This window comes from Clostridium sp. AM27-31LB (genome assembly GCF_003480745.1).
Lineage (GTDB): Bacteria > Bacillota > Clostridia > Lachnospirales > Lachnospiraceae > Butyribacter > Butyribacter intestini.
Map to the genome: position 1 here is coordinate 141,580 of NZ_QUJS01000007.1, position 25,575 is coordinate 167,154.

At 38.4% G+C, this 25,575-nt stretch carries 32 protein-coding genes; all 32 read left to right on the forward strand.

The features are described 5' to 3' along the window. Positions 1 to 164: 164 nt before the first annotated feature. The 32 genes from DW721_RS11395 (at position 165) to DW721_RS11555 (ending at position 25,339) form a co-directional block, all read left to right on the forward strand. Positions 165 to 1,439, forward strand: a complete 1,275-nt coding sequence (locus tag DW721_RS11395; RefSeq protein ID WP_022014854.1) for a glucose-1-phosphate adenylyltransferase — start codon at positions 165 to 167, stop codon at positions 1,437 to 1,439. Then, on the forward strand, positions 1,436 to 2,557 hold the full coding sequence (gene glgD, locus DW721_RS11400; protein ID WP_055945180.1) for a glucose-1-phosphate adenylyltransferase subunit GlgD: 1,122 nt from the start codon (positions 1,436 to 1,438) through the stop codon (positions 2,555 to 2,557). Before DW721_RS11395 ends, glgD begins: the two co-directional genes overlap by 4 nt. 101 nt (positions 2,558 to 2,658) lie before the next feature. Then, positions 2,659 to 2,946 (forward strand): septation regulator SpoVG, encoded by a 288-nt coding sequence (gene spoVG, locus DW721_RS11405; RefSeq protein ID WP_022014856.1) that lies wholly within the window; start codon positions 2,659 to 2,661, stop codon positions 2,944 to 2,946. Between the two features lie 483 nt (positions 2,947 to 3,429). Next, positions 3,430 to 3,747 (forward strand): 30S ribosomal protein S10, encoded by a 318-nt coding sequence (gene rpsJ, locus DW721_RS11410; RefSeq protein ID WP_022014857.1) that lies wholly within the window; start codon positions 3,430 to 3,432, stop codon positions 3,745 to 3,747. A 209-nt stretch (positions 3,748 to 3,956) separates the two neighbouring features. After that, on the forward strand, positions 3,957 to 4,640 hold the full coding sequence (rplC, locus tag DW721_RS11415) for a 50S ribosomal protein L3 (protein WP_055945175.1): 684 nt from the start codon (positions 3,957 to 3,959) through the stop codon (positions 4,638 to 4,640). A 26-nt stretch (positions 4,641 to 4,666) separates the two neighbouring features. Then, a complete protein-coding gene (rplD, locus tag DW721_RS11420) occupies positions 4,667 to 5,290 on the forward strand; it encodes a 50S ribosomal protein L4 (protein WP_022014859.1) in 624 nt (207 codons plus the stop codon). Further along, positions 5,290 to 5,589, forward strand: a complete 300-nt coding sequence (rplW, locus tag DW721_RS11425; protein WP_022014860.1) for a 50S ribosomal protein L23 — start codon at positions 5,290 to 5,292, stop codon at positions 5,587 to 5,589. Before rplD ends, rplW begins: the two co-directional genes overlap by 1 nt. A gap of 105 nt (positions 5,590 to 5,694) precedes the next feature. Beyond that, positions 5,695 to 6,540 (forward strand): 50S ribosomal protein L2, encoded by an 846-nt coding sequence (rplB, locus tag DW721_RS11430; RefSeq protein WP_022014861.1) that lies wholly within the window; start codon positions 5,695 to 5,697, stop codon positions 6,538 to 6,540. 168 nt (positions 6,541 to 6,708) lie between these two features. Beyond that, positions 6,709 to 6,981, forward strand: a complete 273-nt coding sequence (gene rpsS, locus DW721_RS11435; protein WP_022014862.1) for a 30S ribosomal protein S19 — start codon at positions 6,709 to 6,711, stop codon at positions 6,979 to 6,981. 76 nt (positions 6,982 to 7,057) lie between these two features. Next, complete coding sequence (gene rplV / locus DW721_RS11440) at positions 7,058 to 7,447, forward strand: 50S ribosomal protein L22 (protein WP_022014863.1); 390 nt, start codon at positions 7,058 to 7,060, stop codon at positions 7,445 to 7,447. A 32-nt stretch (positions 7,448 to 7,479) separates the two neighbouring features. After that, positions 7,480 to 8,148: a 30S ribosomal protein S3 gene (gene rpsC / locus DW721_RS11445; protein WP_022014864.1), complete on the forward strand. Its 669-nt coding sequence runs from the start codon at positions 7,480 to 7,482 to the stop codon at positions 8,146 to 8,148. Next, a complete protein-coding gene (gene rplP, locus DW721_RS11450; RefSeq protein ID WP_022014865.1) occupies positions 8,148 to 8,585 on the forward strand; it encodes a 50S ribosomal protein L16 in 438 nt (145 codons plus the stop codon). The genes rpsC and rplP overlap by 1 nt, the downstream gene beginning before the upstream one ends. Next, on the forward strand, positions 8,575 to 8,772 hold the full coding sequence (gene rpmC / locus DW721_RS11455; RefSeq protein WP_022014866.1) for a 50S ribosomal protein L29: 198 nt from the start codon (positions 8,575 to 8,577) through the stop codon (positions 8,770 to 8,772). The genes rplP and rpmC overlap by 11 nt, the downstream gene beginning before the upstream one ends. Before the next feature lie 53 nt (positions 8,773 to 8,825). Next, positions 8,826 to 9,083, forward strand: coding sequence for a 30S ribosomal protein S17 (gene rpsQ / locus DW721_RS11460; protein WP_082440773.1), 258 nt, complete (start codon positions 8,826 to 8,828; stop codon positions 9,081 to 9,083). A gap of 95 nt (positions 9,084 to 9,178) precedes the next feature. Then, the gene (rplN, locus tag DW721_RS11465; protein WP_022014868.1) at positions 9,179 to 9,547 is read left to right on the forward strand and encodes a 50S ribosomal protein L14; all 369 of its coding nucleotides are present in this window, start codon (positions 9,179 to 9,181) and stop codon (positions 9,545 to 9,547) included. Between the two features lie 16 nt (positions 9,548 to 9,563). Next, entirely contained in the window at positions 9,564 to 9,869 is a 306-nt protein-coding gene (gene rplX / locus DW721_RS11470; protein ID WP_022014869.1) for a 50S ribosomal protein L24, read from the forward strand. 23 nt (positions 9,870 to 9,892) lie between these two features. Continuing rightward, on the forward strand, positions 9,893 to 10,432 hold the full coding sequence (rplE, locus tag DW721_RS11475) for a 50S ribosomal protein L5 (RefSeq protein ID WP_022014870.1): 540 nt from the start codon (positions 9,893 to 9,895) through the stop codon (positions 10,430 to 10,432). Positions 10,433 to 10,444: 12 nt separating this feature from the next. Then, entirely contained in the window at positions 10,445 to 10,630 is a 186-nt protein-coding gene (locus DW721_RS11480; protein ID WP_022014871.1) for a type Z 30S ribosomal protein S14, read from the forward strand. 14 nt (positions 10,631 to 10,644) lie between these two features. Then, positions 10,645 to 11,046, forward strand: coding sequence for a 30S ribosomal protein S8 (gene rpsH, locus DW721_RS11485; protein WP_022014872.1), 402 nt, complete (start codon positions 10,645 to 10,647; stop codon positions 11,044 to 11,046). Between the two features lie 59 nt (positions 11,047 to 11,105). Beyond that, positions 11,106 to 11,648, forward strand: a complete 543-nt coding sequence (gene rplF / locus DW721_RS11490) for a 50S ribosomal protein L6 (protein WP_022224482.1) — start codon at positions 11,106 to 11,108, stop codon at positions 11,646 to 11,648. 167 nt (positions 11,649 to 11,815) lie between these two features. Continuing rightward, on the forward strand, positions 11,816 to 12,184 hold the full coding sequence (gene rplR, locus DW721_RS11495) for a 50S ribosomal protein L18 (protein ID WP_022014874.1): 369 nt from the start codon (positions 11,816 to 11,818) through the stop codon (positions 12,182 to 12,184). Between the two features lie 40 nt (positions 12,185 to 12,224). Then, positions 12,225 to 12,734 carry a 30S ribosomal protein S5 gene (gene rpsE / locus DW721_RS11500; RefSeq protein ID WP_022014875.1) on the forward strand — a complete coding sequence of 170 codons (510 nt, stop codon included), beginning with the start codon at positions 12,225 to 12,227 and terminating at the stop codon, positions 12,732 to 12,734. A gap of 25 nt (positions 12,735 to 12,759) precedes the next feature. After that, positions 12,760 to 12,942 (forward strand): 50S ribosomal protein L30, encoded by a 183-nt coding sequence (gene rpmD / locus DW721_RS11505; RefSeq protein ID WP_022014876.1) that lies wholly within the window; start codon positions 12,760 to 12,762, stop codon positions 12,940 to 12,942. 213 nt (positions 12,943 to 13,155) lie between these two features. Further along, complete coding sequence (locus DW721_RS11510) at positions 13,156 to 13,497, forward strand: hypothetical protein (protein ID WP_118745838.1); 342 nt, start codon at positions 13,156 to 13,158, stop codon at positions 13,495 to 13,497. A 374-nt stretch (positions 13,498 to 13,871) separates the two neighbouring features. Then, the gene (gene rplO / locus DW721_RS11515) at positions 13,872 to 14,312 is read left to right on the forward strand and encodes a 50S ribosomal protein L15 (protein ID WP_022014878.1); all 441 of its coding nucleotides are present in this window, start codon (positions 13,872 to 13,874) and stop codon (positions 14,310 to 14,312) included. 2 nt (positions 14,313 to 14,314) lie between these two features. Further along, positions 14,315 to 15,655, forward strand: coding sequence for a preprotein translocase subunit SecY (gene secY / locus DW721_RS11520; protein ID WP_022014879.1), 1,341 nt, complete (start codon positions 14,315 to 14,317; stop codon positions 15,653 to 15,655). 311 nt (positions 15,656 to 15,966) lie between these two features. After that, on the forward strand, positions 15,967 to 19,602 hold the full coding sequence (locus DW721_RS11525; protein WP_118745839.1) for an Ig-like domain-containing protein: 3,636 nt from the start codon (positions 15,967 to 15,969) through the stop codon (positions 19,600 to 19,602). Between the two features lie 116 nt (positions 19,603 to 19,718). Further along, positions 19,719 to 20,687, forward strand: coding sequence for an RNA methyltransferase (locus DW721_RS16420; RefSeq protein WP_243036003.1), 969 nt, complete (start codon positions 19,719 to 19,721; stop codon positions 20,685 to 20,687). 581 nt (positions 20,688 to 21,268) lie between these two features. Continuing rightward, entirely contained in the window at positions 21,269 to 21,913 is a 645-nt protein-coding gene (locus DW721_RS11540; protein WP_118745840.1) for an adenylate kinase, read from the forward strand. Between the two features lie 217 nt (positions 21,914 to 22,130). After that, positions 22,131 to 22,895 carry a type I methionyl aminopeptidase gene (gene map / locus DW721_RS11545; protein WP_118745841.1) on the forward strand — a complete coding sequence of 255 codons (765 nt, stop codon included), beginning with the start codon at positions 22,131 to 22,133 and terminating at the stop codon, positions 22,893 to 22,895. A 251-nt stretch (positions 22,896 to 23,146) separates the two neighbouring features. Beyond that, positions 23,147 to 23,365 (forward strand): translation initiation factor IF-1, encoded by a 219-nt coding sequence (gene infA, locus DW721_RS11550; protein ID WP_022013568.1) that lies wholly within the window; start codon positions 23,147 to 23,149, stop codon positions 23,363 to 23,365. A 192-nt stretch (positions 23,366 to 23,557) separates the two neighbouring features. Beyond that, on the forward strand, positions 23,558 to 25,339 hold the full coding sequence (locus DW721_RS11555; RefSeq protein WP_118745842.1) for a M14 family zinc carboxypeptidase: 1,782 nt from the start codon (positions 23,558 to 23,560) through the stop codon (positions 25,337 to 25,339). Positions 25,340 to 25,575: the final 236 nt, after the last annotated feature.

Sequence of the window (25,575 nt, forward strand, 5' to 3'; positions counted from 1 at the left end):
GAATATACTATATTGTCACAAAAAAAATCCGTAATTGTGAAATATGAAATTTCGTAAAAGGTCATAAATGGTTTATTCCATTGCCTTGAACTTATAGGTGGACAAGTAATGGGTGACTGTATATATATGAATTTCAAACGAAAAAACATAAAAGGGGTGATAGTGTGATTAAAAAAGAAATGATAGCGATGCTTTTGGCAGGCGGACAGGGCTCAAGACTTGGAGTTCTCACTGCTGATGTTGCAAAACCGGCAGTGTCATTCGGAGGAAAGTACAGGATTATTGATTTTCCGCTTAGCAACTGCATTAATTCAGGAGTAGACACGGTAGGTGTTCTTACACAGTACCAGCCACTTAGGCTGAATACACATATTGGAATAGGTATTCCGTGGGATTTGGATAGAAATGTAGGTGGTGTGTCTATACTGCCACCATATGAAAAGAGTGCAAGCAGTGAATGGTACACGGGAACGGCAAATGCAATCTATCAGAATTTAAAATACATGGAATATTTTAATCCTGACTATGTGCTTATACTTGGCGGAGATCATATTTATAAGATGGATTATGAGGTCATGCTTGATTTTCACAAGGCAAATAAGGCTGATGTTACACTTGCAACGATTCCGGTTCCTATCGAGGAAGCAAGCAGATTTGGTGTAGTGATAACTGATGATAGCGGAAAGATTCAGGAGTTTGAGGAAAAACCTGAGCATCCGAGAAGCAATCTTGCTTCAATGGGTATTTACATATTCTCGTGGCCTGTTTTAAGAGAGGCACTCATAAAGCTTAAAGACCAGCCGGCGTGTGATTTTGGAAAACATATTATTCCTTATTGCCATGAGCAGGGAAAACGCATCTTTGCATATGAGTACAACGGATACTGGAAAGATGTAGGAACACTCGGAGCATACTGGGAAGCAAACATGGAACTTACAGACCTTATACCTGTATTTAATCTTTATGAGGAGTATTGGAAGATTTATACAAAGAGTGATAAGATTCCACCGCAGTTTGTATCAGATGAAGCGTCTATTGACAGATCGATTATAGGTGAAGCTTCAGAGATATATGGCAATGTAAGTAATTCTGTTATAGGTACCGGTGTATATATTGCACCCGGAGCTGTAGTAAGAGACTCCATCATTATGAGTTCATCATATATTGATGAGGGCACTGTTATAGACAAGGCTATAATTGCAGAAAGTGTAAAGATAGGAAAGAATTGCAAGATTGGTGTCGGTGAAGAAAAACCAAACAAGTTTAAGCCTGATATATATGCTTTCGGACTTGCGACTATAGGTGAGGATAGTGTTATCCCGGATGGAGTAAGTGTAGGAAAGAATACGGCTATATCAGGAGTGACGGAACTTAGCGATTATCCAAACGGATTGCTCGACAGTGGTGAAAGTTTGATTAAGGCAGGTGATAAGGTATGAGAGCAATAGGAATCGTGCTTGCTGGAGGAAACAGCAGCAGAATGAAAGAGTTATCAAACAAAAGGGCAGTGGCAGCTATGCCTATCGCCGGCGGATACAGGAGTATTGACTTTGTTCTTAGCAATATGAGCAATTCGCATATCCAGAAAGTAGCTGTATTTACACAGTACAATGCAAAATCACTTAATGAACATCTCAATTCATCAAAGTGGTGGGATTTTGGAAGAAAGCAGGGAGGTCTGTATGTGTTTACACCTACGACTACACCGGAAAACAGCTATTGGTACAGAGGAACTGCCGATGCTATAGCACAGAACCTTGATTTTCTCAAATCAAGCCATGAACCATATGTTGTAATCGCTTCAGGTGATGGCGTTTATAAAATGGACTACGCAAAAGTGCTCGAATACCATATTGCAAAAAAAGCAGACATTACTATAGTTACATCGACGGTTGATGAGAGAGATGATCCAAGTAGATTTGGTGTTATAAATACCGATGCTGACGGCAGAGTTACTGACTTCGAGGAGAAGCCTATCACGACAGACGGTCGTCAGGTTTCAACGGGTATATATATAATAAGAAGACGCCAGCTTATAGAACTTATAGAAAAAGCTGCTGAGGAAGAAAGACATGACTTTGTAACAGATATTCTTATAAGATATAAAAATGTCAAGAAGATATATGCTTATAAGATGGATACATATTGGAGCAATATCGCATCAGTTGATTCTTATTACAATACAAATATGGATTTTCTTAAGAAAGATGTGAGAGATTACTTCTTTAGACAGTATCCTGATATATATTCAAAGGTTGAAGATCTTCCACCGGTTAAATATAATCTCGGTTCAAATGTGAAGAACAGTCTTGTTTCGAGCGGTTGTATAATAAACGGTTCGGTAGAAAATTCTATTCTGTTTAAAAAGGTGTATGTTGGAAATAACTGTACTATCAAAAATTCCATCATTTTAAATGATGTATATATAGGAGATAATACTCACATTGAAAACTGCATAGTTGAGAGCCGTGATACTATCAGGGCAAATACAAGTTATGTAGGAGAAAATGGTCAGATAAAGATTGTTATCGAAAAGAATGAAAGATATGCACTATAATAGGAAGAAATACATTTAAAAAAGAATATATAAAGCATTAGCACATCATGGCAGTTTGTCATGATGTGTTGTGGTGATAAAGGAAAAAAGGGGGTTAAGCTGTGCAGATAACAGATATAAGAGTACGAAAGCTTACAAAAGAAGGAAAGATGAAAGCTGTTGTATCGGTTACATTTGATGATGTATTTGTTGTTCATGACATAAAAGTCATAGATGGCGACAAAGGACTGTTTATTGCAATGCCAAGCAGACGTGCGGGAGACGGTGAATATCGTGATATAGCACATCCTATAAATTCAGATATGCGTGACAGGCTTCAGAGTGAGATACTTGCAAAGTATGAAGAAGCTGTTAAAGAAAGCAGGGAAAATGAAACTGCTGAGGAATAATATGCGGCAGCAGTTAGTATGTGATACTGTAAAACTAGAAAATATAAAAATGGTATAAGGTAAAAATCGCTAAAAGCATCGTATAAAAACGATGCTTTTTGTGCATTTTGTAGAAAAATGAAAAAAGTTGTGAAAAACTGAAAAAAGGCTTGCAAAACCTTTTGAGTCGGTGTATAATAGCAACTGCTGTGACATTGATAGCTGTGAAGCGTGAGGTTGCTGCCTTGATGGCAGGTTTTCCGTGGAGCGAATGTCAAGTTAGGAAACTGGCGACAAGTCACTGTACAACAATTTGATATCTTATATGTAACATTAGGAAACATATTTAGATAAGGCGGGATTTTCTGCGGCTTAATTGTAAACCATAGCAGGAAACACCCGGATAAGTGTACAGTCACCACTTGTTCCGCTGAAATTAGCAGACTTGGCAAAAAGCCAGATCAGTATGTCTGCAAAAAGTGCGAAAAGGAGGCGGCTTTTTTTATGGCAACAAATGTAATGAGAATTACACTTAAAGCGTATGACCACAATCAGATCGATCATGCTGCTGGAAAGATTATTGAGACATTGAAGAAAAACGGGGCAAAGGTTAGCGGTCCTGTACCTCTTCCAACAAAGAAGGAAGTTGTAACAATTCTTCGTGCCGTTCATAAGTACAAGGATTCCAGAGAGCAGTTCGAGCAGAGAACTCACAAGAGACTGATTGATGTTATCGCTCCTACACAGAAGACTATCGAAGCTCTTACTAAGATGGATATTCCTTCTGGCGTAGCAGTCAATCTTAAAATGAAAGAAAAATAATTCTGAGAATATCTCAGTTTGGAATGTTTCTTATATTATAAGAAAGAATTCCTATTTGAAATGAGTAAGTCCTTAGGGTTTATATATAAATCGCGTAATATGCGGTTCGAGTTTTTGGTTTACGAACTTGCACATTATAGACCGTCTAGGATGATTTCAAATTTTTTAGAATTTGAAATCCGCTGTAGATTAACAGGAGGTGCAAAACAATGAATAAAGCTATTTTAGCTACAAAGGTCGGTATGACACAGATCTTTAATGAAAACGGAGTTTTAACTCCAGTCACTGTACTTCAGGCTGGCCCTTGCTATGTAACACAGGTAAAGACAGTTGACAATGATGGATACAGTGCAGTTCAGGTAGGTTTTGTTGATAAGAAAGATAAAGTTATCACAAAAGATGCCTCAGGTAAAAAAGAAATCAAGAGAAGTCATGGTGTTAATAAGCCGTTACAGGGACATTTTGCAAAGGCTGGTGTTTCTGGAAAGAGATATCTGAAAGAATTCAAGTTTGAAAACGCTGAAGAGTACACACTCGGTCAGGAAATCAAAGCTGATATCTTTGAAGCAGGCGACAAGATCGATGCAACAGGAACTTCAAAAGGTAAAGGATTCCAGGGTGCAATCAAGAGACATGGTCTTCACAGAGGACCTATGGGACATGGTTCTAAGTTCCACAGACACGCAGGTTCAAATGGAGCTTGTTCAGATCCGAGCCGTGTATTCAAGGGTAAGAAGATGCCTGGTCAGATGGGTTCAGTAAAAGTTACTATCCAGAACCTTGAAATCGTAAAGGTAGATGCAGAGCAGAACTTAATCTTAGTTAAGGGAGCTGTTCCGGGACCTAAGAAAGCTTGTGTAGTATTAAAGGAAAGCGTTAAGGCTTCTAAATAATTCTTTTAGAAAGGAGGAAAACACAGATGGCTAACGTATCTGTTTATAATATGGAAGGTAGCGAAGTTGGCAAGATGGACTTAAATGACAATGTATTCGCTGCAAAAGTAAATGAACATTTAATGCATATGGCTGTTGTTTTACAGCTTGCAAATAAACGTCAGGGCACACAGAAAGCTAAGACTCGTTCAGAGGTCAGAGGCGGTGGAAGAAAGCCTTGGAGACAGAAGGGAACAGGTCATGCAAGACAGGGTTCTACAAGAGCTCCACAGTGGACAGGCGGCGGAATCGTTTTCGCTCCAACTCCTAGAGATTACTCTTTCAAGATGAACAAGAAAGAGAAAGCAGGAGCAATTAAGTCTGCTTTGACAACAAGAGTAAATGAAGAAAAATTCTTCGTATTAGATTCTCTTAAATTTGATGAGATTAAGACAAAGAAAATGGTTGCTGTACTTGATGCATTAAAAGTAAACAAAGCACTTGTAATCCTTGATGGTGAGGACAATGCAAATGTTGCAGTTTCAGCAAGAAACATTGAAGGAGTAAGAACTGTTCCTGTAAATGCAATCAATGTATATGACATTATGAAATATGAGACAGTTATTCTTACAAAGAGTGCTGTAGCTAAAATCGAGGAGGTGTACGCATAATGGCAGATTTAAAGTATTATGACATCATCCAGAAGCCTATTATCACAGAGAAATCTATGACAGCTATGGAAGAAAAGAAGTACACTTTCGCTGTACACACAGAAGCAACTAAGGCTCAGATTAAAGAAGCTGTTGAGAAGCTTTTTGAGGGAACAAAGGTTGCTAAAGTCAACACAATGAACTTAGACGGAAAGACACGTCGCCGTGGTAGAACAGTTGGAAAGACAGCTAAGTCTAAGAAAGCTATTGTTAAGTTGACAGAGGATAGCAAGGACATCGAAATCTTTGAAGGTCTGTAAGATACAGCCCTAAAGATGAGATAAAGCATCCAGAGGTCGGAAATATCGCGTGGAAAACCTATCGCGCGAATCATTTTATAATGAGTATTGAAAGGAGAAAATGTCATGGGAATTAAATCATTTAACCCATATACACCTTCTAGAAGACACATGACAGTTGTTGACAGAACAGAGCTTTCAACGGCTGCACCTGAGAAGTCGCTCACAGTGTCATTGAAGAAGAACGCTGGTCGTAATGCTCAGGGTAAGATTACTGTAAGACATCGCGGTGGCGGTTCAAAGAGAAAATACAGAATCATTGATTTTAAGAGAAATAAAGATGGTGTTCCAGCAACAGTAAAGAGTATTGAGTATGATCCAAACAGAACAGCAAACATTGCACTTATCGCATATGCTGATGGACAGAAAGCTTACATCCTTGCTCCAGAAGGACTTAAGGTTGGACAGAAAGTTATGAACGGTGCTGATGCTGAGATCGCAGTTGGAAACTGTCTCCCACTTGAGAATATTCCGGTTGGTACACAGATTCACAACATCGAGCTTATGCCTGGTAAGGGTGGACAGCTTGTACGTGCAGCAGGAAACAGTGCACAGCTTATGGCTAAAGAAGGAAAGTATGCAACGCTCAGACTTCCTTCAGGCGAAATGAGAATGGTACCTATCGGTGCCCGTGCAACAATCGGTGTTATTGGAAACGGTGAGCATGCACTTGTAAACATCGGTAAAGCAGGACGTAAACGTAACATGGGTATCAGACCTACAGTTCGTGGTTCTGTTATGAACCCTAACGATCATCCACACGGTGGTGGTGAAGGTAAGACCAGTGTCGGACGTCCGGGTCCATGTACTCCTTGGGGTAAACCTGCTCTTGGTCTTAAGACACGTAAGAAGAACAACAAGTCAAATAAGATGATTGTTAGAAGAAGAGATGGTAAAGCCTTAGCTAAATAATTTAAGCTGAGAAATGTTGAAGTAAGGCTTCAGCCTTAGCTAAATAATTTAAGCTGAGAAATGTTGAAGTAAGGTTTCAGCCTTAGCTAAATAATTTATTTAACAGGCAGCCACATGAGTTGAATTGGATTAGCCGGTGATCATTATACCGGCAGAATGGAGGATACAATGGCACGTTCATTAAAAAAAGGACCTTTTGCTGATGCCAGCCTTCTTAAGAAGGTAGATGCTCAGGTAGCATCAGGTGACAAGCAGGTTATTAAGACATGGTCTCGTCGTTCCACTATTTACCCATCATTCGTAGGTTTGACATTCGCAGTACATGATGGAAGAAAGCATGTACCTGTTTATGTTACAGAGGATATGGTTGGACACAAACTCGGCGAGTTCGTTTCTACAAGAACTTACAGAGGTCATGGTAAAGACGAAAAGAAGAGATAATATATAAATTGATGATGCTATGTGTGGCACAAGCCACCGTAGCAATTTCACAGAACTTGAAAGGAGGCTTCATCAAATGGCAAAGGGACATAGATCTCAAATAAAGAGAGAGAGAAATGAGAACCAGAAAGACACTAGACCTTCAGCAAAATTATCATACGCTAGAGTATCAGTACAGAAGGCTTGTTATGTGTTAGATGCCATCAGAGGCAAAGATGTAGAGACAGCAATCGGTATTTTAACATACAACCCAAGATATGCTTCAAGCATCATTTTAAAATTATTACAGTCTGCAGTTGCAAATGCTGAAAACAACAATGGAATGAATCCTGCTGATTTATACATTGAAGAGTGTTTCGCAAATAAAGGACCGACAATGAAGAGAATCAGACCAAGAGCTCAGGGTAGAGCTTACCGCATCGAAAAGAGAATGAGCCATATTACAATTATTCTTAACGAGCGTTAATAATTGCATCTGGTCTATGAAAGGAGAATATAATGGGACAGAAAGTTAATCCTCATGGTTTAAGAGTCGGCGTTATCAGTGACTGGGATTCTAATTGGTTTGCAGAGGAGAAATTTGCAGATTACCTTGTAGAAGATTACAAGATTAGAGAGTTCGTAAAGAAGAAGTTATACAGCGCCGGAATTTCAAAAATTGAGATTGAAAGACCTACTGACAAAGTTAGAGTTATTATTCATACAGCTAAGCCTGGTTTCGTAATCGGTAAGGGCGGCGAGGAAATAGAGAAATTAAAGAAAGAGCTTGCAAAAGTTATTGCTAGAAAGACAGCACTTGACATCAAGATTATGGATGTTAAGAACCCTGACAAACACGCTCAGTTAGTAGCTGAGAACATTGCTGCACAGTTAGAGAACCGTGTTTCTTTCCGTCGTGCAATGAAGTCTGCAATGGGTAGAACATTAAAGACTGGTGCAAAGGGTATCAAGGCATCTGTTTCAGGTCGTCTTGGTGGAGCTGATATGGCTCGTACAGAGTTCTACAGCGAAGGTACTATTCCACTTCAGACTTTGCGTGCAGATATTGATTATGGTTTCGCAGAGGCTGACACAACTTATGGTAAAGTTGGTGTTAAGGTATGGATCTACAATGGTGAAGTACTTCCAACAAAGAACAATGCCAAAAAGGAAGGGAGCGATAAATAATGTTAATGCCTAAGAGAGTTAAACATCGTAAGCAGTTCCGCGGTAGAATGACAGGAAAAGCGCTCAGAGGAAATAAGATCACAAATGGTGATTTCGGTATTGTGGCAATGGAGCCGGCTTGGATTAAGTCAAACCAGATTGAAGCAGCCCGTATTGCTATGACACGTTACATCAAGCGTGGTGGTAAAGTTTGGATTAAGATTTTCCCAGATAAGCCGGTAACAAAGACTCCAGCCGAAACTCGAATGGGTAAAGGTAAAGGTGCTCTTGAATATTGGGTAGCAGTAGTTAAACCTGGTCGTGTAATGTTTGAAATTTCAGGTGTATCTGAAGAAGTAGCCAGAGAAGCTTTACGTCTTGCAACACACAAATTACCTGTTAAGTGTAAGATCGTATCTCGTGCAGACTTAGAAGGAGGTGCGGGCAGTGAAGAGTAAGCAGTTTTTAGAGGAATTAAGAAATAAATCTGTTGAAGAATTAAACGCTGATTTAGATGCTGCAAAGAAGGAACTTTTCAATTTAAGATTCCAGAATGCAACAAATCAGTTAGACAATACAAGTAGAATCAAAGAGGTTAAGAGAAATATTGCCAGAATTAAGACAGTGCTCGCAGCACAGAATTAATTTGCATAACTCATTAACATGTTGAACGCAATCAACTTTGAAAGGAGGACACGATCGTGGAGAGAAATCTTAGAAAGACTCGTGTAGGTAAAGTAGTAAGCGATAAGATGGATAAGACAATCGTTGTTGCAATCGTAGATAACGTAAAGCATCCACTTTACAACAAGATCGTCAAGAGAACTTACAAGTTAAAGGCTCATGATGAAGAAAATACATGCAAGATTGGTGATAGAGTCAGAGTAATGGAGACAAGACCTTTATCAAAGGATAAGAGATGGAGACTTGTTGAAGTTATCGAGAGAGCTAAATAATTCATCAATATTATATAGAGCGTATGTAAGACAAGTTAATATATATATTCGTGATTGATAACCGCATTATTATGCGGCAGAAAATGGAGGTAAACATGGTACAGCAGGAATCAAGACTTAAAGTAGCTGATAATACAGGTGCTAAAGAACTTCTTTGTATCAGAGTTATGGGTGGTTCAACCAGAAGATATGCCAACATCGGTGATGTCATCGTTGCTTCTGTTAAAGATGCAACACCAGGCGGAGTTGTAAAAAAAGGTGATGTTGTTAAAGCCGTTGTAGTTCGTACAGTAAATAGTACACGCCGTCCTGATGGTTCTTACATCAGATTTGATGAGAATGCAGCAGTAATCATCAAAGATGACAAGACACCAAGAGGAACTCGTATCTTTGGACCAGTCGCTAGAGAATTAAGAGACAAACAGTTCATGAAAATCGTTTCATTAGCACCAGAAGTGTTATAAGGAGGTGTCACACAAAATGGCAACTAGCAAGATTAAAAAGGGCGATACAGTAAGAGTTATCGCTGGTAAAGATAAAGGCAGAGAAGGCAAAGTAAGTTCTGTAAAGAATGGTAAAGTCGTTGTTGAGGGCATCAACCAGGTTACAAAACATGCTAAGCCAAGCCAGGCAAATCCACAGGGTGGTATCGTACAGCAGGATGCAGCAATTGATGTATCAAATGTTATGTATGTTAGCAATGGAAAAGCTTCACGTGTCGGATTCAAGATTGAAGATGGCAAGAAGGTTCGTTATGCAAAAGCAACTGGTGAAGTAATCGACTAATTTCAGAAAGGAGGCAGTTAGCTTTGACTCGTTTAAAAGAGACTTATCAGAATGAGATCGTTAAAGGAATGACCGACAAATTCGGTTATAAAAATGTTATGCAGGTACCAAAGCTCGCAAAGATCGTTATCAACATGGGTATTGGTGAAGCAAAAGAAAATTCAAAAGTTTTAGATGCAGCAGTAGCTGAACTTGAAATCATCGCCGGACAGAAAGTTGTTACAACAAAGGCTAAAAACTCTGTTGCTAACTTCAAAATCAGAGAAGGCATGCCTATCGGATGTAAAGTTACACTCCGTGGCGACAAGATGTATGAGTTCTTAGATCGTCTTGTAAATTTAGCATTACCTCGTGTACGTGACTTTAGAGGTGTAAACCCTAATGCATTTGATGGTAGAGGTAACTATGCACTTGGAATCAAGGAACAGTTAATCTTCCCTGAAATCGAATATGACAAAGTAGACAAAGTAAGAGGTATGGACATTATATTTGTTACTACCGCTGAAACTGATGAAGAGGCTCGTGAATTATTAACACAGTTCGGTATGCCTTTCAAGAAATAAGGAGGTAATTTCATGGCTAAGACTTCTATGAAAGTTAAGCAGCAGCGCAAAGCTAAATTCTCTACAAGAGAGTATAGCCGTTGTAGAATTTGTGGTCGTCCACATGCTTATTTAAGAAAATACGGAATTTGCAGAATCTGCTTCCGTGAGTTAGCTTATAAAGGACAGATTCCAGGCGTGAAGAAAGCAAGCTGGTAAGGAGGTAAACTAAGATGATGACGAGCGATCCTATTGCAGATATGCTTACAAGAATCCGTAATGCAAACACTGCAAAGCATGATACAGTAGATGTACCTGGCTCAAAAATGAAGGTTTCTATCGCTGAAATCCTCAAAAAAGAAGGTTACATTAAGGATTTTGAAATGATAGATGTTGATGGAATCAAGATGATCCACATCACATTAAAATACGGCGCAAACAAGAACGAGAAGATTATTACAGGAATCAAGAGAATTTCTAAACCTGGTCTTCGTGTTTATGCCGGAAAAGATGAACTTCCTAAGGTACTTGGTGGACTTGGTATTGCAATCATTTCTACAAACAAGGGTGTTATGACAGACAAGGAAGCTAGAAAAGAAAATGTTGGCGGCGAGGTTCTTGCATTTGTTTGGTAATCCGGACGATGCAACCCTAAGCTTAATATAAACCGAAAGAAAATATGGAGGTGCGGCATATGTCACGTATCGGAAGAATGCCTATCGCGATACCATCAGGTGTAACTGTTGATATTGCAGAAAATAATAAAGTGACTGTAAAAGGACCAAAGGGAACTCTTGAGAGAGTTTTACCTGCAGAGATGGAAATTAAGAAAGAGGGCGAGGAAGTTATCGTAAACCGTCCAAACGATCTTAAGAAAATGAAATCTTTACATGGTCTTACTAGAACTCTTATCTACAACATGGTTGTAGGTGTTACAGAGGGCTATCAGAAAGAGCTCGAAGTAAACGGTGTTGGTTACAGAGCTCAGAAACAGGGAAAGAAACTTACACTTTCTCTTGGATATTCTCATCCTGTTGAGATGGAAGATCCAGAAGGTCTTGAAGTAATCGTTGAAGGACAGAACAAAATTATCGTTAAAGGTATCGATAAGGAAAAAGTCGGCCAGTACGCAGCTGAAATCAGAGAAAAGAGAGCTCCGGAACCTTATAAGGGTAAAGGAATCAAATACTCTGATGAGGTTATCAGACGTAAAGTTGGTAAGACAGGTAAAAAATAAATTTCGTGAAGGCAAAAGTGAGGATGGTCTTGACAGCAAATGTCATGTTTACATGACAATATTGCTGTGGAGAGCATACGAACGCGCCCGCGAGCGAGGAAATACGAAGTATTTTCGAGCTTTTGTCTGAACAGGCAAACAAAAAAAGTATAAGGAGTGAATATACGATGATTAAAAAGCAGTCAAGAAGTGAAGTTCGTGTGAAGAAACACATGAAGGTTCGTAATCGTTTCTCAGGCACAGCCGAGAGACCTCGTTTAGCTGTATTTAGAAGCAACAATCATATGTACGCTCAGGTTATCGATGATACTGTTGGTAATACTTTGGTATCAGCTTCAACTTTACAGAAAGATGTTAAAGAAGGTTTAGAGAAAACTAACAATGTTGAAGCAGCTGCTAAACTTGGCGAAGTAATCGCAAAGAAAGCATTAGATAAAGGTATTACAACTGTTGTCTTTGATAGAGGCGGTTTCATATATCAGGGTAAGGTTAAAGCTTTAGCTGAAGCAGCAAGAGAAGCAGGATTAGAATTCTAATATTGGTTGGGATTCGTGAATTGATTTAGGAGGAAAACTCATGAAACGTACAATTATTGATGCCAGCCAGTTAGAGCTGGAAGATAATGTAGTAACAATCAAGCGTGTTACCAAAGTAGTTAAAGGTGGACGCAACATGAAATTTACTGCATTAGTAGTAGTTGGCGATAAGAACGGACATGTTGGTGTTGGTCTTGGAAAAGCAACAGAAATTCCTGAAGCTATCCGTAAAGGAAAAGAAGACGCCATCAAGAAACTTGTTGAAGTTCCTATCGACGAGAACGGCAGTGTACCACATGACTTAACAGGTAAGTTTGGTAGTGCATCCGTACTTATTAAGAGAGCTCCGGAAGGTACTGGTATCATCGCAGGTGGTCCAGCCCGTGCCGTACTTGAGCTTGCAGGTTACAAAAACATCCGTACAAAGTCTCTTGGTTCTAACAACAAGCAGAACGTAGTACTTGCAGCAGTAAACGGTCTCAGCAACCTCAAGAGACCTGAAGATGTAGCAAAGGCTCGTGGTATCTCATTGGAGGAACTTTTAGGCTAATTGTTTAAACTGAATGGAGGCTATTATGGCAGATAAGTTAAAGGTTACATTAGTAAAATCTACAATCGGTGCCATTCCAAAACAGCGTGCAACTGTTGAAGCATTAGGCTTAAAGAAAGTAAACAAGACAGTTGAGTTGCCTGACAACGAAGCAGTTAGAGGAATGATCTGGCACGTAAGACACCTTGTTAAGGTCGAAGAAATCTAATATAGATTCGTGAATAAAGAACGCGGTAAGGGGAGAGTTATTTTAAATAACTCACTAGCCCCCTGCGGCGTTCTTTTTATATTTCACGAAAAGTTGTACATCATGATACTCATGATAATTCTGAGGGGTATTATAAGCATTATCATCCATTAAGAAGTTCAGGCAAAACATATCATTTTTATTCTTGGTATTTAGCAAATTAGGGGGGGAATAATGAAAAAAGAAAATTATTGTAAATGGAATGATGCTTCAATATCTGATATAGAATGGGAACAAATGATGGGGGAAACAGACTTTGAGTATCCAAAGGCTTTTTCATCTTTAGTTCATTTTATTAAGAGTTTGTCGGAAGAGGAAGAAAAGGCTTTTATAAATAAGATAGAAAAACTTGAAATGGAAAATGAAGAAGAAAGAAAAAAGCAATTATTAAACATGAAGAGTTATTTCATAAAAATTGGTGTCAGATGTATGGAAGATAAATATACAGTCAAAGAAATTAAGCAAAATTTGTATTGCCACATGATTATGATTGTATATGGTTTGCTAAATAGCTAAAATAGTAACAGAGAAAAATCCTTTATTCTAAAATATAGATTTAATAAAAATTTTACTGTACAAACGGGTGGTGTTTGTGGTAAAATATTGAACTGTAGCGAGGGCAATGGCAAGCGGAGCTTGCCGTTAGAAAAAAGCAAGAACAGCTTTTTTCCGAAGTTGTGAAGTTTGCCGTTAGAAAAAGCAAAAGCAGCTTTTTTTCGAAGTTGTGAAGCTTGCCGTTAGAAAAAGGCAAGAACAGCTTTTTTCCGAAGTTGTGAAGTTTGTCGTTAGAAAGAGCAAGAACAGCTTTTTTAACAGTGAGCGTTTTACATTTGCCCGTTAGTGATTTGTGTGGCTGTAGGGTACAGCCCGTAGTTTTAGGAGGTTAAATAATGAATTTATCAGAATTAAGTCCAGCAGCAGGTTCAAAACAGAGCGACAACTTTAGACGTGGTCGTGGTCATGGTTCAGGAAACGGAAAGACAGCAGGTAAGGGTCATAAAGGTCAGAAGGCTCGTTCTGGTGCTCCACGTCCTGGTTTTGAAGGTGGACAGATGCCACTTTACAGACGTATTCCAAAGAGAGGTTTTACAAACATCAACTCTAAGGAAATCGTTGCTATTAATGTTGACAAATTAGAGAAATTTGCAGATGGTGATGTAGTTACAGTTGAAGCATTACTTGAAACTGGTATTATCAGCAATCCTAAGGATGGCGTTAAGATACTTGGAAATGGAGAATTAACTAAGAAGCTTACAGTACAGGTAAACGCATTCAGCAAGAGTGCTGTTGAAAAGATTGAGGCTCTTGGTGGAAAAGCTGAGGTGATCTAAGGATGTTTGAAACAGTCCGTAATGCATTTAAGATCAAAGATTTAAGAAAGAAACTTTTTTATACTTTCTTTGCTTTGATAGTTGTCCGTATTGGTTCACAGCTTCCAGTTCCGGGAGTTAAGTATGAGGCAATCAGGGAGATGTTCAATTCACAGAAATCACTTGATTTCTTTAACCAGTTGACAGGTGGTTCATTTGAGCAGATGTCAATATTTGCGTTGAACATTACACCATACATTACAGCTTCCATTATTATTCAGCTTCTTACGATTGCAATTCCACGCTTAGAGGAATTACACAAAGATGGTGAAGAAGGAAGAAAGAAACTCACAGAGTACACGAGATATGTGACAATAGGACTTTCAGTATTAGAAAGTGCTGCTATGGCTATCGGATTTGGTAACAGCGGATATCTTACTGACGATAAGATTACATTCACATCAGTTTCAGTCATCATTGTATCATTGACAGCAGGTTCTGCTTTCTTAATGTGGTTAGGTGAGCAGATTACTGAAAAGGGTGTAGGAAACGGTATATCTATTATCCTTTTATACAACATCGTATCAAGACTGCCAAACGATATGGCAAATCTCTACGAGAAGTTTATAAAGGGTGCGACTACAGTAACAAATGGTTTATTGGGAGCTGTTATAATCTTAGCTGTCTTACTTGGAATGGTTGTATTTATCATTATTCTTTCAGATGGTGAGAGAAGAATCAGCGTACAGTATTCAAAGAAGACACAGGGAAGAAAACTTGTAGGTGGACAATCTTCACATATTCCGCTTAAAGTAAACACAGCAGGTGTTATCCCGGTAATCTTTGCAGGTTCACTTTTTTCAATGCCTATTGTTATTGCAGGATTTGCAGGTATTCAGCCGGCATCAGGTGCAGGTGCTTCATTTGGACAGAAGATATTGAAGGTATTAAACCAGAACTCATGGTGCAACTTTGACAGCTTAGGCGAGTTCAAATACACAATTGGTCTTGTTGTTTATATAGTATTGCTTATATTCTTTGCATACTTCTATACTTCAATAACATTCAATCCACAGGAGATTGCAATGAACATGAAGAAACAGGGTGGTTTCATTCCCGGAATCAGACCTGGAAAGCCAACGACTGATTATCTTACAAAGATTCTTAACAGCATCATTTTGCTCGGTGCAATTGGTTTATCATTCGTAGCAGTAGTACCTATTTTCTTCTCAGGTGCGTTTGGTGCAAATGTATCATTCGGTGGAACATCACTTATCATTATTGTAGGTGTTGTACTTGAGACATTGAAGCAGGTAGAATCGCAGATGTTAGTTCGTCATTATAGAGGATTCATCAGTGAGTAATGTTAGGTCTGTAAAGTAACAGAGTTGTTACTGATGCAAAGACATCGTACTTATAAATATAAAGTCATACATTCAGGTGATATACCGTCTGTTATACAGAGGTATGTTACCGTATGTGTGGCTTTTTCTTTTTTATTGTATAGGAAAATGCTCGTAATGTAGTGTGGCACCAACAAGAATTGCAAAGCAATTCTTGCAGGAGCAAAACGCTGTTTTTGCTCTTTTTTAAGTGAAAAAGTAGTGGATATTTTGCTATTAGGGTGTTAGAATATTTTTACTAATAACAACTTAAAAAGAAAGGGAATACAAAGATGAAAAAAAATTGCTTTAAAAAAACAAATTTAAAACGATATATTGCACTTATTCTTGTATTTGCCTTGATGTTTCAGACAGGCATAAAATATACAAATGCAAATGAATCTCAAGAAACACAGGTGCACACTGCCTATAAGGTAAGGGATATGTATAATATGGCAATACCTATCAGGTTTGATGGTGAGGATGAGTATTTAAACGGGAAAGTAACAGAAACAAATGATATTACAAACATAGAACTCATTGATAATACATATAATAAGTCTGAATATTCTGTGCGTGAATATTATAGAGCAGTATCTAATCAGACGTTAAATTTAAGAACGGTTTACCTTTCAGAAAATGATAACAAATTTACATCTATAAAGCTTGCTCACACCAGAGGATATTATTCACCAAAGACAGATGAGAATCCAGAGGGTTATACTACAGACAAAGAGTATAGAAGATTAGAGCTTTTAAGGGATTGGAGTAATAAAGTACAGGAGGCAGTAGATAACGGTGCAAAATTAAAAAATATGGCTGGTGAGGAAATTGGCTTTGATAAGCTTGACTCAGACAACGACGGTTATATTGATGCCATTACCGTTTTGTTTACACCGACTGATGCAAAGTATGCAAGTTCATGGGATGGAGGGACTATACCTCTATGGGCTTATCATACGATAAATAATCGTATCACTATTAAAACAGCTAAAGGGACATTGACAAGCAACAGATATAATCAGGCTCCAATTCAGAATGACCCGGTGAGTATTTATAAAGAAGCCGGAAGCGATATATATTTTGTAAATAATAAAACGCTTATTCATGAGATGGGACATATATTTGGTTTATTAGATCTTTATACAGCTTCGGGAAAAAGTGAACCGGTGTGTTTTATGTCGGCTATGGCGAAAGCATTGTCTCCGGTCGTGCAGTTTATGACATCCCGTGAAAGAGAGGCGGTGGGATGGCTCGATGCAGATAATATTACACCTATTACAAAGGCAGGTGAATATACACTTCCGCCGACAAAGGATAAAAGACAGGATGGGACGGTGGCATATACATTGGAACTTCCTAATAATCATAAACTATATCTGGAGTATCGCTATGTGGACGATAGAGAAATAAACAGATTTGATTTAAATGCCCAAAATCGTAAAATATATAATTTACTTGGAAATTATGTGTCTGCAAATGGACTAAAGAAATCCGGGCTTCTTGTCTGTGATTCTGATATGAGTGTTAGATTTCCTAAAAATTTAAGTGGTGTGACACAATTATCTGCAATAGGCGGACAATATAACACAAGAATTGATGCACCAATGTCAGTTGGAGAAGACATAACATACGGTGGATACACAATATCCGTAACAGAGCTTACAAAAGAAAAAATAACATTTAATGTAAGTGGAAAGGAAATAGATGGCGAGCAACCGACAGAGCAGCCTGAAAATACTGGGAAACCGACAGCAAACGGTGTTACATTATTAGCACCGTCAGAAGTTGGTGGAAATCTTCAGATGACTGCCGTACGAGGAAGTCAGATTCAGTTCCTTGCACAGATAAACGGAAAGAAAATATCGGATGGAGACATAAAGTGGTATGTAAGCGGAGAAACAGCAGCGGACACAGAAATTGACTATGAGACAGGACTACTGAAAATAGGGGCATTTGAATCACCGACAAGTGTGTTGAAAGTAGTTGGGAAGTCTGAAAAAAATGATGAAAAAACGATAACGATAAATGTAAATGTAAAAATTGGAAAAAAGACATATTCGGTAACATATCTTCCCGGAAATGATGTGGTTGGAAGTGTTGAGTCAATAAGCAAATTGCAAGATACATCACTGAACTTAAAAGCTGCATTATATACAAAAACAGGATATACTCAGACAGGCTGGTCGCTCAGTGAGGGTGGCGAAAAGACATATGATTTAAATGGGGAATATAAAGAAAACGAAGCTATTAAATTATATCCGTATTGGTCAAAATCAGAGAAACCAACGGAAACAGCGAGTGCAAAACCAAGTCAGACAGAGAAACCAACGGAAACAGCGAGTGCAAAACCAAGTCAGACAGAGAAACCAACGGAAACAGCGAGTGCAAAACCAAGTCAGACAGAGAAACCAACGGAAACAGCGAGTGCAAAACCAAGTCAGACAGAGAAACCAACGGAAACAGCGAGTGCAAAACCAAGTCAGACAGAGAAACCAACGGAAACAGCGAGTGCAAAACCAAGTCAGACAGAGAAACCAACGGAAACAGCGAGTGCAAAACCAAGTCAGACAGAGAAACCAACGGAAACAGCGAGTGCAAAACCAAGTCAGACAGAGAAACCAACGGAAACAGCGAGTGCAAAACCAAGTCAGACAGAGAAACCAACGGAAACAGCGAGTGCAAAACCAAGTCAGACAGAGAAACCAACGGAAACAGCGAGTGCAAAACCAAGTCAGACAGAGAAACCAACGGAAACAGCGAGTGCAAAACCAAGTCAGACAGAGAAACCAACGGAAACAGCGAGTGCAAAACCAAGTCAGACAGAGAAACCAACGGAAACAGCGAGTGCAAAACCAAGTCAGACAGAGAAACCAACGGAAACAGCGAGTGCAAAACCAAGTCAGACAGAGAAACCAACGGAAACAGCGAGTGCAAAACCAAGTCAGACAGAGAAACCAACGGAAACAGCGAGTGCAAAACCAAGTCAGACGGCAGAACCGAATGAAACAGCGAGTGCAAAACCAGGTCAGACAGAGAAACCAACGGAAACGGCGAGTGCAAAACCGGGTCAGACAGAGAAACCAACGGAAACAGCGAGTGCGAAACCAGGTCAGACAGAGAAACCAACGGAAACAGTGGGTGCAAAGCCGGGTCAGACAGAGAAACCAACAGAAACGGCGAGTGCAAAGCCAAGTCAGACAGAGAAACCAACGGAAACAGCGAGTGCAAAGCCAGGTCAGACAGAGAAACCAACGGAAGAAACAGCAAGTGCAAAGCCAGGTCAGACAGAGAAACCAACGGAAACAGCGGGTGCGAAGCCAGGTCAGACAGAGAAACCAACGGAAACAGCAAGTGCAAAGCCAGGTCAGACGGCAGAACCAACAGAAACAACAGAGCCGAATGAAACCACAACTCCAACGGTGTCTCCGAACAGTATGGTTAAATTGAACAAAACTTCAGTTGTACTGTATCTGCCGAAATATAAAACATTTACTTTGATAGCTAAGGTAGACGGGAAATCGGTTAAAGCGAATTTCAAAAGCAGTAATCCGAAAATAGTAAAAGTTAATGCAGCAGGGAAACTTACGGCGGTAAAGTCCGGAAAAGCAGTAGTTAAAGTTACGGTTAATGGAAAGAAATTTATATGTAAGGTCACGGTGAAAAAAATATCACTTAAGATAAAACCGGTTAAGAGAACGCTTTATCTGAAAGGCAATAAGAGTATTCGTTTAAAAACGATAGTAACAGGTCCGTACAGGAAAGTCCGGTATAAAAGCAGTAATAAAAATATCGTAAAAGTGAACGGTAAAGGAAAAGTGACCGCAGTAAGAAAGGGAAAGGCAAAGATAACTGTTACGGCTAACGGAATAAAGAAAAAATGCAGGATAACGGTATTGTCAGTAAAACGAAAAAAACATAAAGGATAAGTGAAATATATAAAAATGTGGAAAAATTCACATAAATATCAATTATTTTTGGCAGATAAGACAGATAAATTTTTAGGCATTGCTTTTAACAGGTTGTACGGAAATGAGGAAACAAAATGAACATAATAGAGATAAAAGATTTTGAAGCAAAAGAACTTGATATATATGCAAGATTGTCTGAGGGACAGCTTTTAAACAGAGCAAAGCCTGATAAGGGAATATTTATAGCGGAAAGTCCGAAAGTAATAGAGAGGGCACTTGATGCAGGATATGAGCCGATTTCATGTCTTATTGAGAAAAAACATATTGAGGGCGAGGGGAAAGTTGTATTAGAAAAGTGCGACAGGATATATCAAAACAGAAAAATATATTCAGATGCAGAAAAACAGGAAAATCTTGTTTTGAAAAACAACAGAGAAAATACGGTATCAGAAGAAAAATATGCCTTAAAAAGTACCGGATACAAAGAAAAAAATATACATGAATTCCCTGTATATACGGCAGAATTTGAGATTCTCACAAAACTCACGGGATTTAAACTAACGAGAGGAATGTTGTGTGCGATGCACCGCAGACAACTTCCGGCACTTGAAGAAATCTGCAAGGATGCAAGGCGGATAGCTGTTCTTGAAAATGTAATGAATCCGACAAATGTGGGGGCTATATTCCGCTCAGCGGCGGCACTCAATATAGATGCGGTAATACTGACAAACGGCAGCAGTAATCCTTTGTATCGCAGAGCTGCAAGAGTTAGCATGGGAACAGTCTTTCAGATACCGTGGACATTTGTAAATATATCAGATGATGACAATGGAGAGAGTTATATAAAAAGACTTCACAGCCTCGGATTTAAAACAGCGGCAATGGCACTTGATGATAATTCTGTAAGCATAGATGATAAAGATGTAATATCAGAAGAAAAACTTGCGATAATTCTCGGAACGGAGGGTGACGGACTTTTACAGAGTACAATATCTGAGAGTGATTATACTGTCAGGATACCAATGTCACATGGAGTCGATTCGCTAAATGTTGCGGCGGCAAGTGCAGTAGTATTTTGGGCTGTTGCCCATTCACAAGTTTAACATAGCTGTCAGGCGGTGCTTTGCAAACAAAAGATTATGCTGCACTGATGTGCAGCTATAAATGAGTTTATACCAAACGGTCAGATGGTATTTGGCAGACTAAAGTTTATTTGTTGAAAATAATTAAATAATTGACATGGTAATGTAACAGTTCAGCCATAAAAAATAATTGACAATACTTGAGCTTGCTCATTGTATTGTTGATTATCTTTTTATGGTAGAATAGCCTTTCATTTCTGAAATGAAATAAACCAAAGCTGCGAAGCAGCGACTGACAGCTTGCTGGCAGGTTTATGAATTGAAGAAATAAAAGGCTGAACTTTTACATGGTAAGAGCAGAGTCAAAAAATTTGTATTGAAATAACTGACAATTTAGGATAGAATATATATTGAGCGTTCTTTGAATAAAAATTTTATGTTCAGAGATGATAACAGTTGATAGCAATAAAATTGATGCAAAGTAACATAACTGTTACGATGTGAAATACACGATATGTGTATAGTATGGCAAATTTAATATCATTCATGCAGTATAAAACACATGAATGTAAAAAACTGATTTTTTGAGAGGAGAACAAAATATGAAGATTATTATGTTAGGTGCACCTGGAGCAGGTAAAGGAACACACGCAAAGAAGATTACTGAAAAATTTGGTATTCCGGCTATTTCTACAGGAGATATTTTTAGAGAAAATATCAAAAACGGTACGGAGCTTGGAAAGAAGGCTAAAGAGTATATGGATGCAGGAAATCTTGTACCGGATGAACTTGTATGTGACCTTGTTGTAGACCGCCTCAAACAGGATGATTGCAAAAATGGATATATTCTTGACGGATTTCCAAGAACAATTCCTCAGGCAGAAGCACTTACAGCGGCACTTGCAAAGAATGACGATGCCATCGATTATGCACTTGAGATTTTCATCGAGGATCAGGCTATCATAGACAGAATGAGCGGAAGAAGAGTCTGTAAGTCTTGTGGAGCAACATATCATGTAGTAAATATTCCTCCAAAAACAGAGGGAGTATGTGATGAGTGCGATGGCGAGCTTATTGTAAGAGATGATGACGCTCCGGAGACTGTTAAAAAGAGACTTGATGTATATCATGAGCAGACAGCTCCACTTATTGATTACTATAAGAAACAGGGAATCTTAAAAGTTATTGACGGTTCAAAGGGACTTGATACCTGTTTTGAGGAGATTTGCGGAATTCTTGAGGGATGATTTTAGAAAAATTGAAATCCCCATAAAATGATGCATGGGGTTCAAAAGGTATTTTGCCATGAGTTTATACCACGGATTGATTTATTTTTATCCGGTTTTGAACCTTGCATCATATAAAATAAAGAATTGTAGTATTTATAGCATAACGGACACTATATGTGCATGATATAAATTGTCTCAATATCAAAAAAATAAAGAAAGAAGGCACATTAACATTATGGCAGTAACAATTAAATCAGAACATGAAATTGAATTGATGCGTGAGGCAGGAAGGATTCTTGCGATAGTTCATGACGAACTTGCAAAGATTATCCGTCCGGGTATAAGTACATTTGAGATTAACAGAAAATGTGAAGAAATTATAAGAAGTTATGACTGTATCCCATCATTTCTTAATTATCAGGGATTTCCGGCATCTGTGTGCACATCAATAAATGAGCAGGTAGTACATGGAATTCCAGATAAGAAAGACATTCTTAAAGATGGAGACATCATCAGTCTTGATACGGGTGTTATTTATAAAGGTTATCAGTCTGATGCAGCGCGTACTCATGCAGTAGGTGAGATTTCACCTGAGGATCAGAAACTGATTGATGTTACAAAGCAGAGTTTCTTTGAGGGAATGAAGATGGCGAAAGCCGGAAATCATCTCTATGATATTTCAAAGGCAATTCAGGATTATGCTGAGTCAAACGGTTTCTCAGTTGTAAGAGAGATGGTAGGTCACGGCATAGGAAAAGAGATGCACGAAGAACCACAGATACCAAACTTTAAACCAATCGGCAGAGGAATGAAGCTTCGTGCCGGCATGACATTTGCAGTTGAGCCTATGATAAACAGAGGAAAGAAAGAAATCTGGATACTTGACGATGGTTGGACTTGTGTCACAAGAGACGGTATGAATTCAGCACATTATGAAAATACACTTCTTATAACAGAAGGAGAGCCGGAACTTTTATCATACAATAAGGATCTGGTATAAGATTTGAAGTTATAAATAGGGTCAGGCAGCGATGCAGAAAATATCATGTCACTGTTTAGAATATAATTAAACAGCGGCAGGTAACCGATACAGCATATGTTAAGGTTCGTATCATTGTCTGACTTAAAATAAGTAAAAAAATTGCCGATTATTTTATAGGCAGGTTATAGAAAATGTTTACTGTTTGATGATGGATTTAATATTTGCCATAAACAGTAACAATAAATGATTTATCAAGACGGAGGTTATTTATGTCTAAAGAAGATGTTATTGAAATTGAAGGAATTGTAGTTGAGAAGCTTCCAAATGCCATGTTTAAGGTAGAACTTGAAAATGGTCATCAGGTGCTTGCACATATCAGCGGAAAGCTCAGAAAGAACTTTATCCGTATATTGCCGGGAGATAAGGTTACAATGGAAATGTCACCATATGACCTTACAAAGGGACGCATCACATGGAGAGATAAATAAGATTAGGGTTAAAGACAAATCATGGTGGTTTGTCTTTTTGTTTATTTTAATTAGATATTTGCACAATTTAATTCCATATATATATGATAGTTTTGCAAACATCTAAGTATAAAAATATAAGGAAGTACAATTAGAACAGAATATAATTGGTTATGTATAAGCATAAAAATACATTATAATAGGAGAACACAAATGTTAAAAAGAAAAAGAAAACTGATAGCGATGTTTCTGGTTCTTGCGGTTTTGCTAGGTGGTTTACAGCAGACTGCCGTGTCGGGTGTGAAAGCACAGGCAGCAGTTAAGACACAGACGGCGGTGAATAATAAAGTAACCGTTAGGACACAGACTGCAGATGGCAAAAATACAGTTAAAAAAAGTAACAAAGTTAAAGCAAAATTAAAAGGTGACAGCATTTCAGAAGCGGCAGATGTTACAACCGGCTCAGCTATTTATGATGATACATTGCCGACAATGGATGTTTCCATAAAGCAGGGTGGCTCAAAACAGATAAAATTAAAATGGAATTCATATGAGGGTGCAGCGTATTATACCGTATTTTATGTAAAAGGAAGTTTTCATCAGACTCCTGATAATTCGGGTAATACATCCGAAAGCACAAATGATGGAAAAACAGAAAATCTTTCACAGAAAACTTTATACAATGAAACAGAGTTTACACTTAATGTCAGCAGAGGTGAGAATTATTCATTCTGCGTTGTTGCATATTCGGGTGCGGATGATGCTGTTGCAAGGACAGACAGACTTACAAGCTGTATTCCTAAAAAGAACAGTGTCAGATTTACAAGGCTTAGTTCAAGAAGAGTAAAGTTAAGCTGGAATAAATCAAAAGGTGCAGAAAAATACATTATATATAAGAAGGTAAACAATAATAAATACAGAAAACTTGCTGAGACAAAAAAGTTAAGATATAACGATGGAAAAGTCAGGGCAGGTAAAAGGTATAAATATTGTATAGCTGCCGTAGGCATTTATAATAATGAAACATTCAAGACAGAGTCTAATGCAAAAAGTTTTGTAATTGCAAATTTTGTAAGCACGGGTCACCAGAAATACAGTTATCATGAGATGAGCGGTGATCTTAAACAGCTTGCAAATACATATTCTGACTATGTAAAAGTAAATGTAATCGGAAAATCAAATGACAAGAGAAATATCTATGATGTTGTGGTAGGCAATCCAAAGGCAAAGAAAACAATGCTTGTCGTAAGTTCGATACACGCAAGGGAGTATATGACGGCACAGCTTTGCATGGCTCAGATAGAACATTATCTCAAAAATTATAACGGTCGTGTGAAAGGTGTCAGATTAAAGAGCACATTAAACAAAATTGCGATACACTATATACCGATGACAAATCCTGACGGTGTGACAATATCGCAGTTTGGTATATCCAAGATAAGAGACAGCAAACTTCGTAAAGCACTTTACAGGATGCCGGGTGCAAAAAGTACCTCTTCATGGAAAGCAAATGCAAGAGGTGTAGATCTCAACAGAAATTATAAATACAACTATCATGCAAAATACGGCGGCAGGCGTGGCGGTTCAGGATATTCAGGACCATATGCGGAGAGTGAGCCTGAGACAAAAGCAGTTGTAAAACTGATAAATACATTAAAGAAGAATACAAAATTAAAAGGCACGGTAAATTATCACGCAATGGGTTCTATAGCATTTGGAAGTGTCCGGAGAGGAATTAAAAAAACTACAAAAAAGACTACAATAAAAATGTATAACCTTGCCAGAAAAATTACGGGGTATGCGAGCAGTGCCAGCTATGAAAGAGGAGGAAAAAGTGTTGGTGCACTGAGAGAGTACACAATGTATAACATGAAAGTACCGAGTATCACTCTTGAGATAGGTGTCGGCGGCTGTCCTCTCCCAAGTTCACAGTTTGGTTCAGTGTGGAGAAGAAATTACAGTCTTGTGATAAGAGAAGCGAGACTGCTGGGGTAAGGATAGAGTTTATTATGTTAAGTGGCGACGATAATAAAGTAACAGTTCAGCCTTTTATTTCCTCGATTCATAAACCTGCCAGCAAGCTGTCAGTCGCTGCTTCGCAGCTTTGGTTTATTTCATTTCAGAAATGAAAGGCTATTCCACCATAAAAAGATAATCAACAATACAATGAGCAAGCTCAAGTATTGTCAATTATTTTTTATGGCTGAACTGTTACATAATAAATGAAAAAT

Bases quoted from the DNA above. Each gene is read 5' to 3' on its own strand.
- glgD (WP_055945180.1), top strand. From the start codon at position 1,436: ATGAGAGCAATAGGAATCGTGCTTGCTGGAGGAAACAGCAGCAGAATG.
- rpsJ (WP_022014857.1), top strand. From the start codon at position 3,430: ATGGCAACAAATGTAATGAGAATTACACTTAAAGCGTATGACCACAAT.
- rplC (WP_055945175.1), top strand. From the start codon at position 3,957: ATGAATAAAGCTATTTTAGCTACAAAGGTCGGTATGACACAGATCTTT.
- rplD (WP_022014859.1), top strand. From the start codon at position 4,667: ATGGCTAACGTATCTGTTTATAATATGGAAGGTAGCGAAGTTGGCAAG.
- rplW (WP_022014860.1), top strand. From the start codon at position 5,290: ATGGCAGATTTAAAGTATTATGACATCATCCAGAAGCCTATTATCACA.
- rplB (WP_022014861.1), top strand. From the start codon at position 5,695: ATGGGAATTAAATCATTTAACCCATATACACCTTCTAGAAGACACATG.
- rpsS (WP_022014862.1), top strand. From the start codon at position 6,709: ATGGCACGTTCATTAAAAAAAGGACCTTTTGCTGATGCCAGCCTTCTT.
- rplV (WP_022014863.1), top strand. From the start codon at position 7,058: ATGGCAAAGGGACATAGATCTCAAATAAAGAGAGAGAGAAATGAGAAC.
- rpsC (WP_022014864.1), top strand. From the start codon at position 7,480: ATGGGACAGAAAGTTAATCCTCATGGTTTAAGAGTCGGCGTTATCAGT.
- rplP (WP_022014865.1), top strand. From the start codon at position 8,148: ATGTTAATGCCTAAGAGAGTTAAACATCGTAAGCAGTTCCGCGGTAGA.
- rplN (WP_022014868.1), top strand. From the start codon at position 9,179: ATGGTACAGCAGGAATCAAGACTTAAAGTAGCTGATAATACAGGTGCT.
- rplX (WP_022014869.1), top strand. From the start codon at position 9,564: ATGGCAACTAGCAAGATTAAAAAGGGCGATACAGTAAGAGTTATCGCT.
- DW721_RS11480 (WP_022014871.1), top strand. From the start codon at position 10,445: ATGGCTAAGACTTCTATGAAAGTTAAGCAGCAGCGCAAAGCTAAATTC.
- rpsH (WP_022014872.1), top strand. From the start codon at position 10,645: ATGATGACGAGCGATCCTATTGCAGATATGCTTACAAGAATCCGTAAT.
- rplF (WP_022224482.1), top strand. From the start codon at position 11,106: ATGTCACGTATCGGAAGAATGCCTATCGCGATACCATCAGGTGTAACT.
- rplR (WP_022014874.1), top strand. From the start codon at position 11,816: ATGATTAAAAAGCAGTCAAGAAGTGAAGTTCGTGTGAAGAAACACATG.
- rpsE (WP_022014875.1), top strand. From the start codon at position 12,225: ATGAAACGTACAATTATTGATGCCAGCCAGTTAGAGCTGGAAGATAAT.
- rpmD (WP_022014876.1), top strand. From the start codon at position 12,760: ATGGCAGATAAGTTAAAGGTTACATTAGTAAAATCTACAATCGGTGCC.
- DW721_RS11510 (WP_118745838.1), top strand. From the start codon at position 13,156: ATGAAAAAAGAAAATTATTGTAAATGGAATGATGCTTCAATATCTGAT.
- rplO (WP_022014878.1), top strand. From the start codon at position 13,872: ATGAATTTATCAGAATTAAGTCCAGCAGCAGGTTCAAAACAGAGCGAC.
- secY (WP_022014879.1), top strand. From the start codon at position 14,315: ATGTTTGAAACAGTCCGTAATGCATTTAAGATCAAAGATTTAAGAAAG.
- DW721_RS11525 (WP_118745839.1), top strand. From the start codon at position 15,967: ATGAAAAAAAATTGCTTTAAAAAAACAAATTTAAAACGATATATTGCA.
- DW721_RS16420 (WP_243036003.1), top strand. From the start codon at position 19,719: ATGAACATAATAGAGATAAAAGATTTTGAAGCAAAAGAACTTGATATA.
- DW721_RS11540 (WP_118745840.1), top strand. From the start codon at position 21,269: ATGAAGATTATTATGTTAGGTGCACCTGGAGCAGGTAAAGGAACACAC.
- map (WP_118745841.1), top strand. From the start codon at position 22,131: ATGGCAGTAACAATTAAATCAGAACATGAAATTGAATTGATGCGTGAG.
- infA (WP_022013568.1), top strand. From the start codon at position 23,147: ATGTCTAAAGAAGATGTTATTGAAATTGAAGGAATTGTAGTTGAGAAG.
- DW721_RS11555 (WP_118745842.1), top strand. From the start codon at position 23,558: ATGTTAAAAAGAAAAAGAAAACTGATAGCGATGTTTCTGGTTCTTGCG.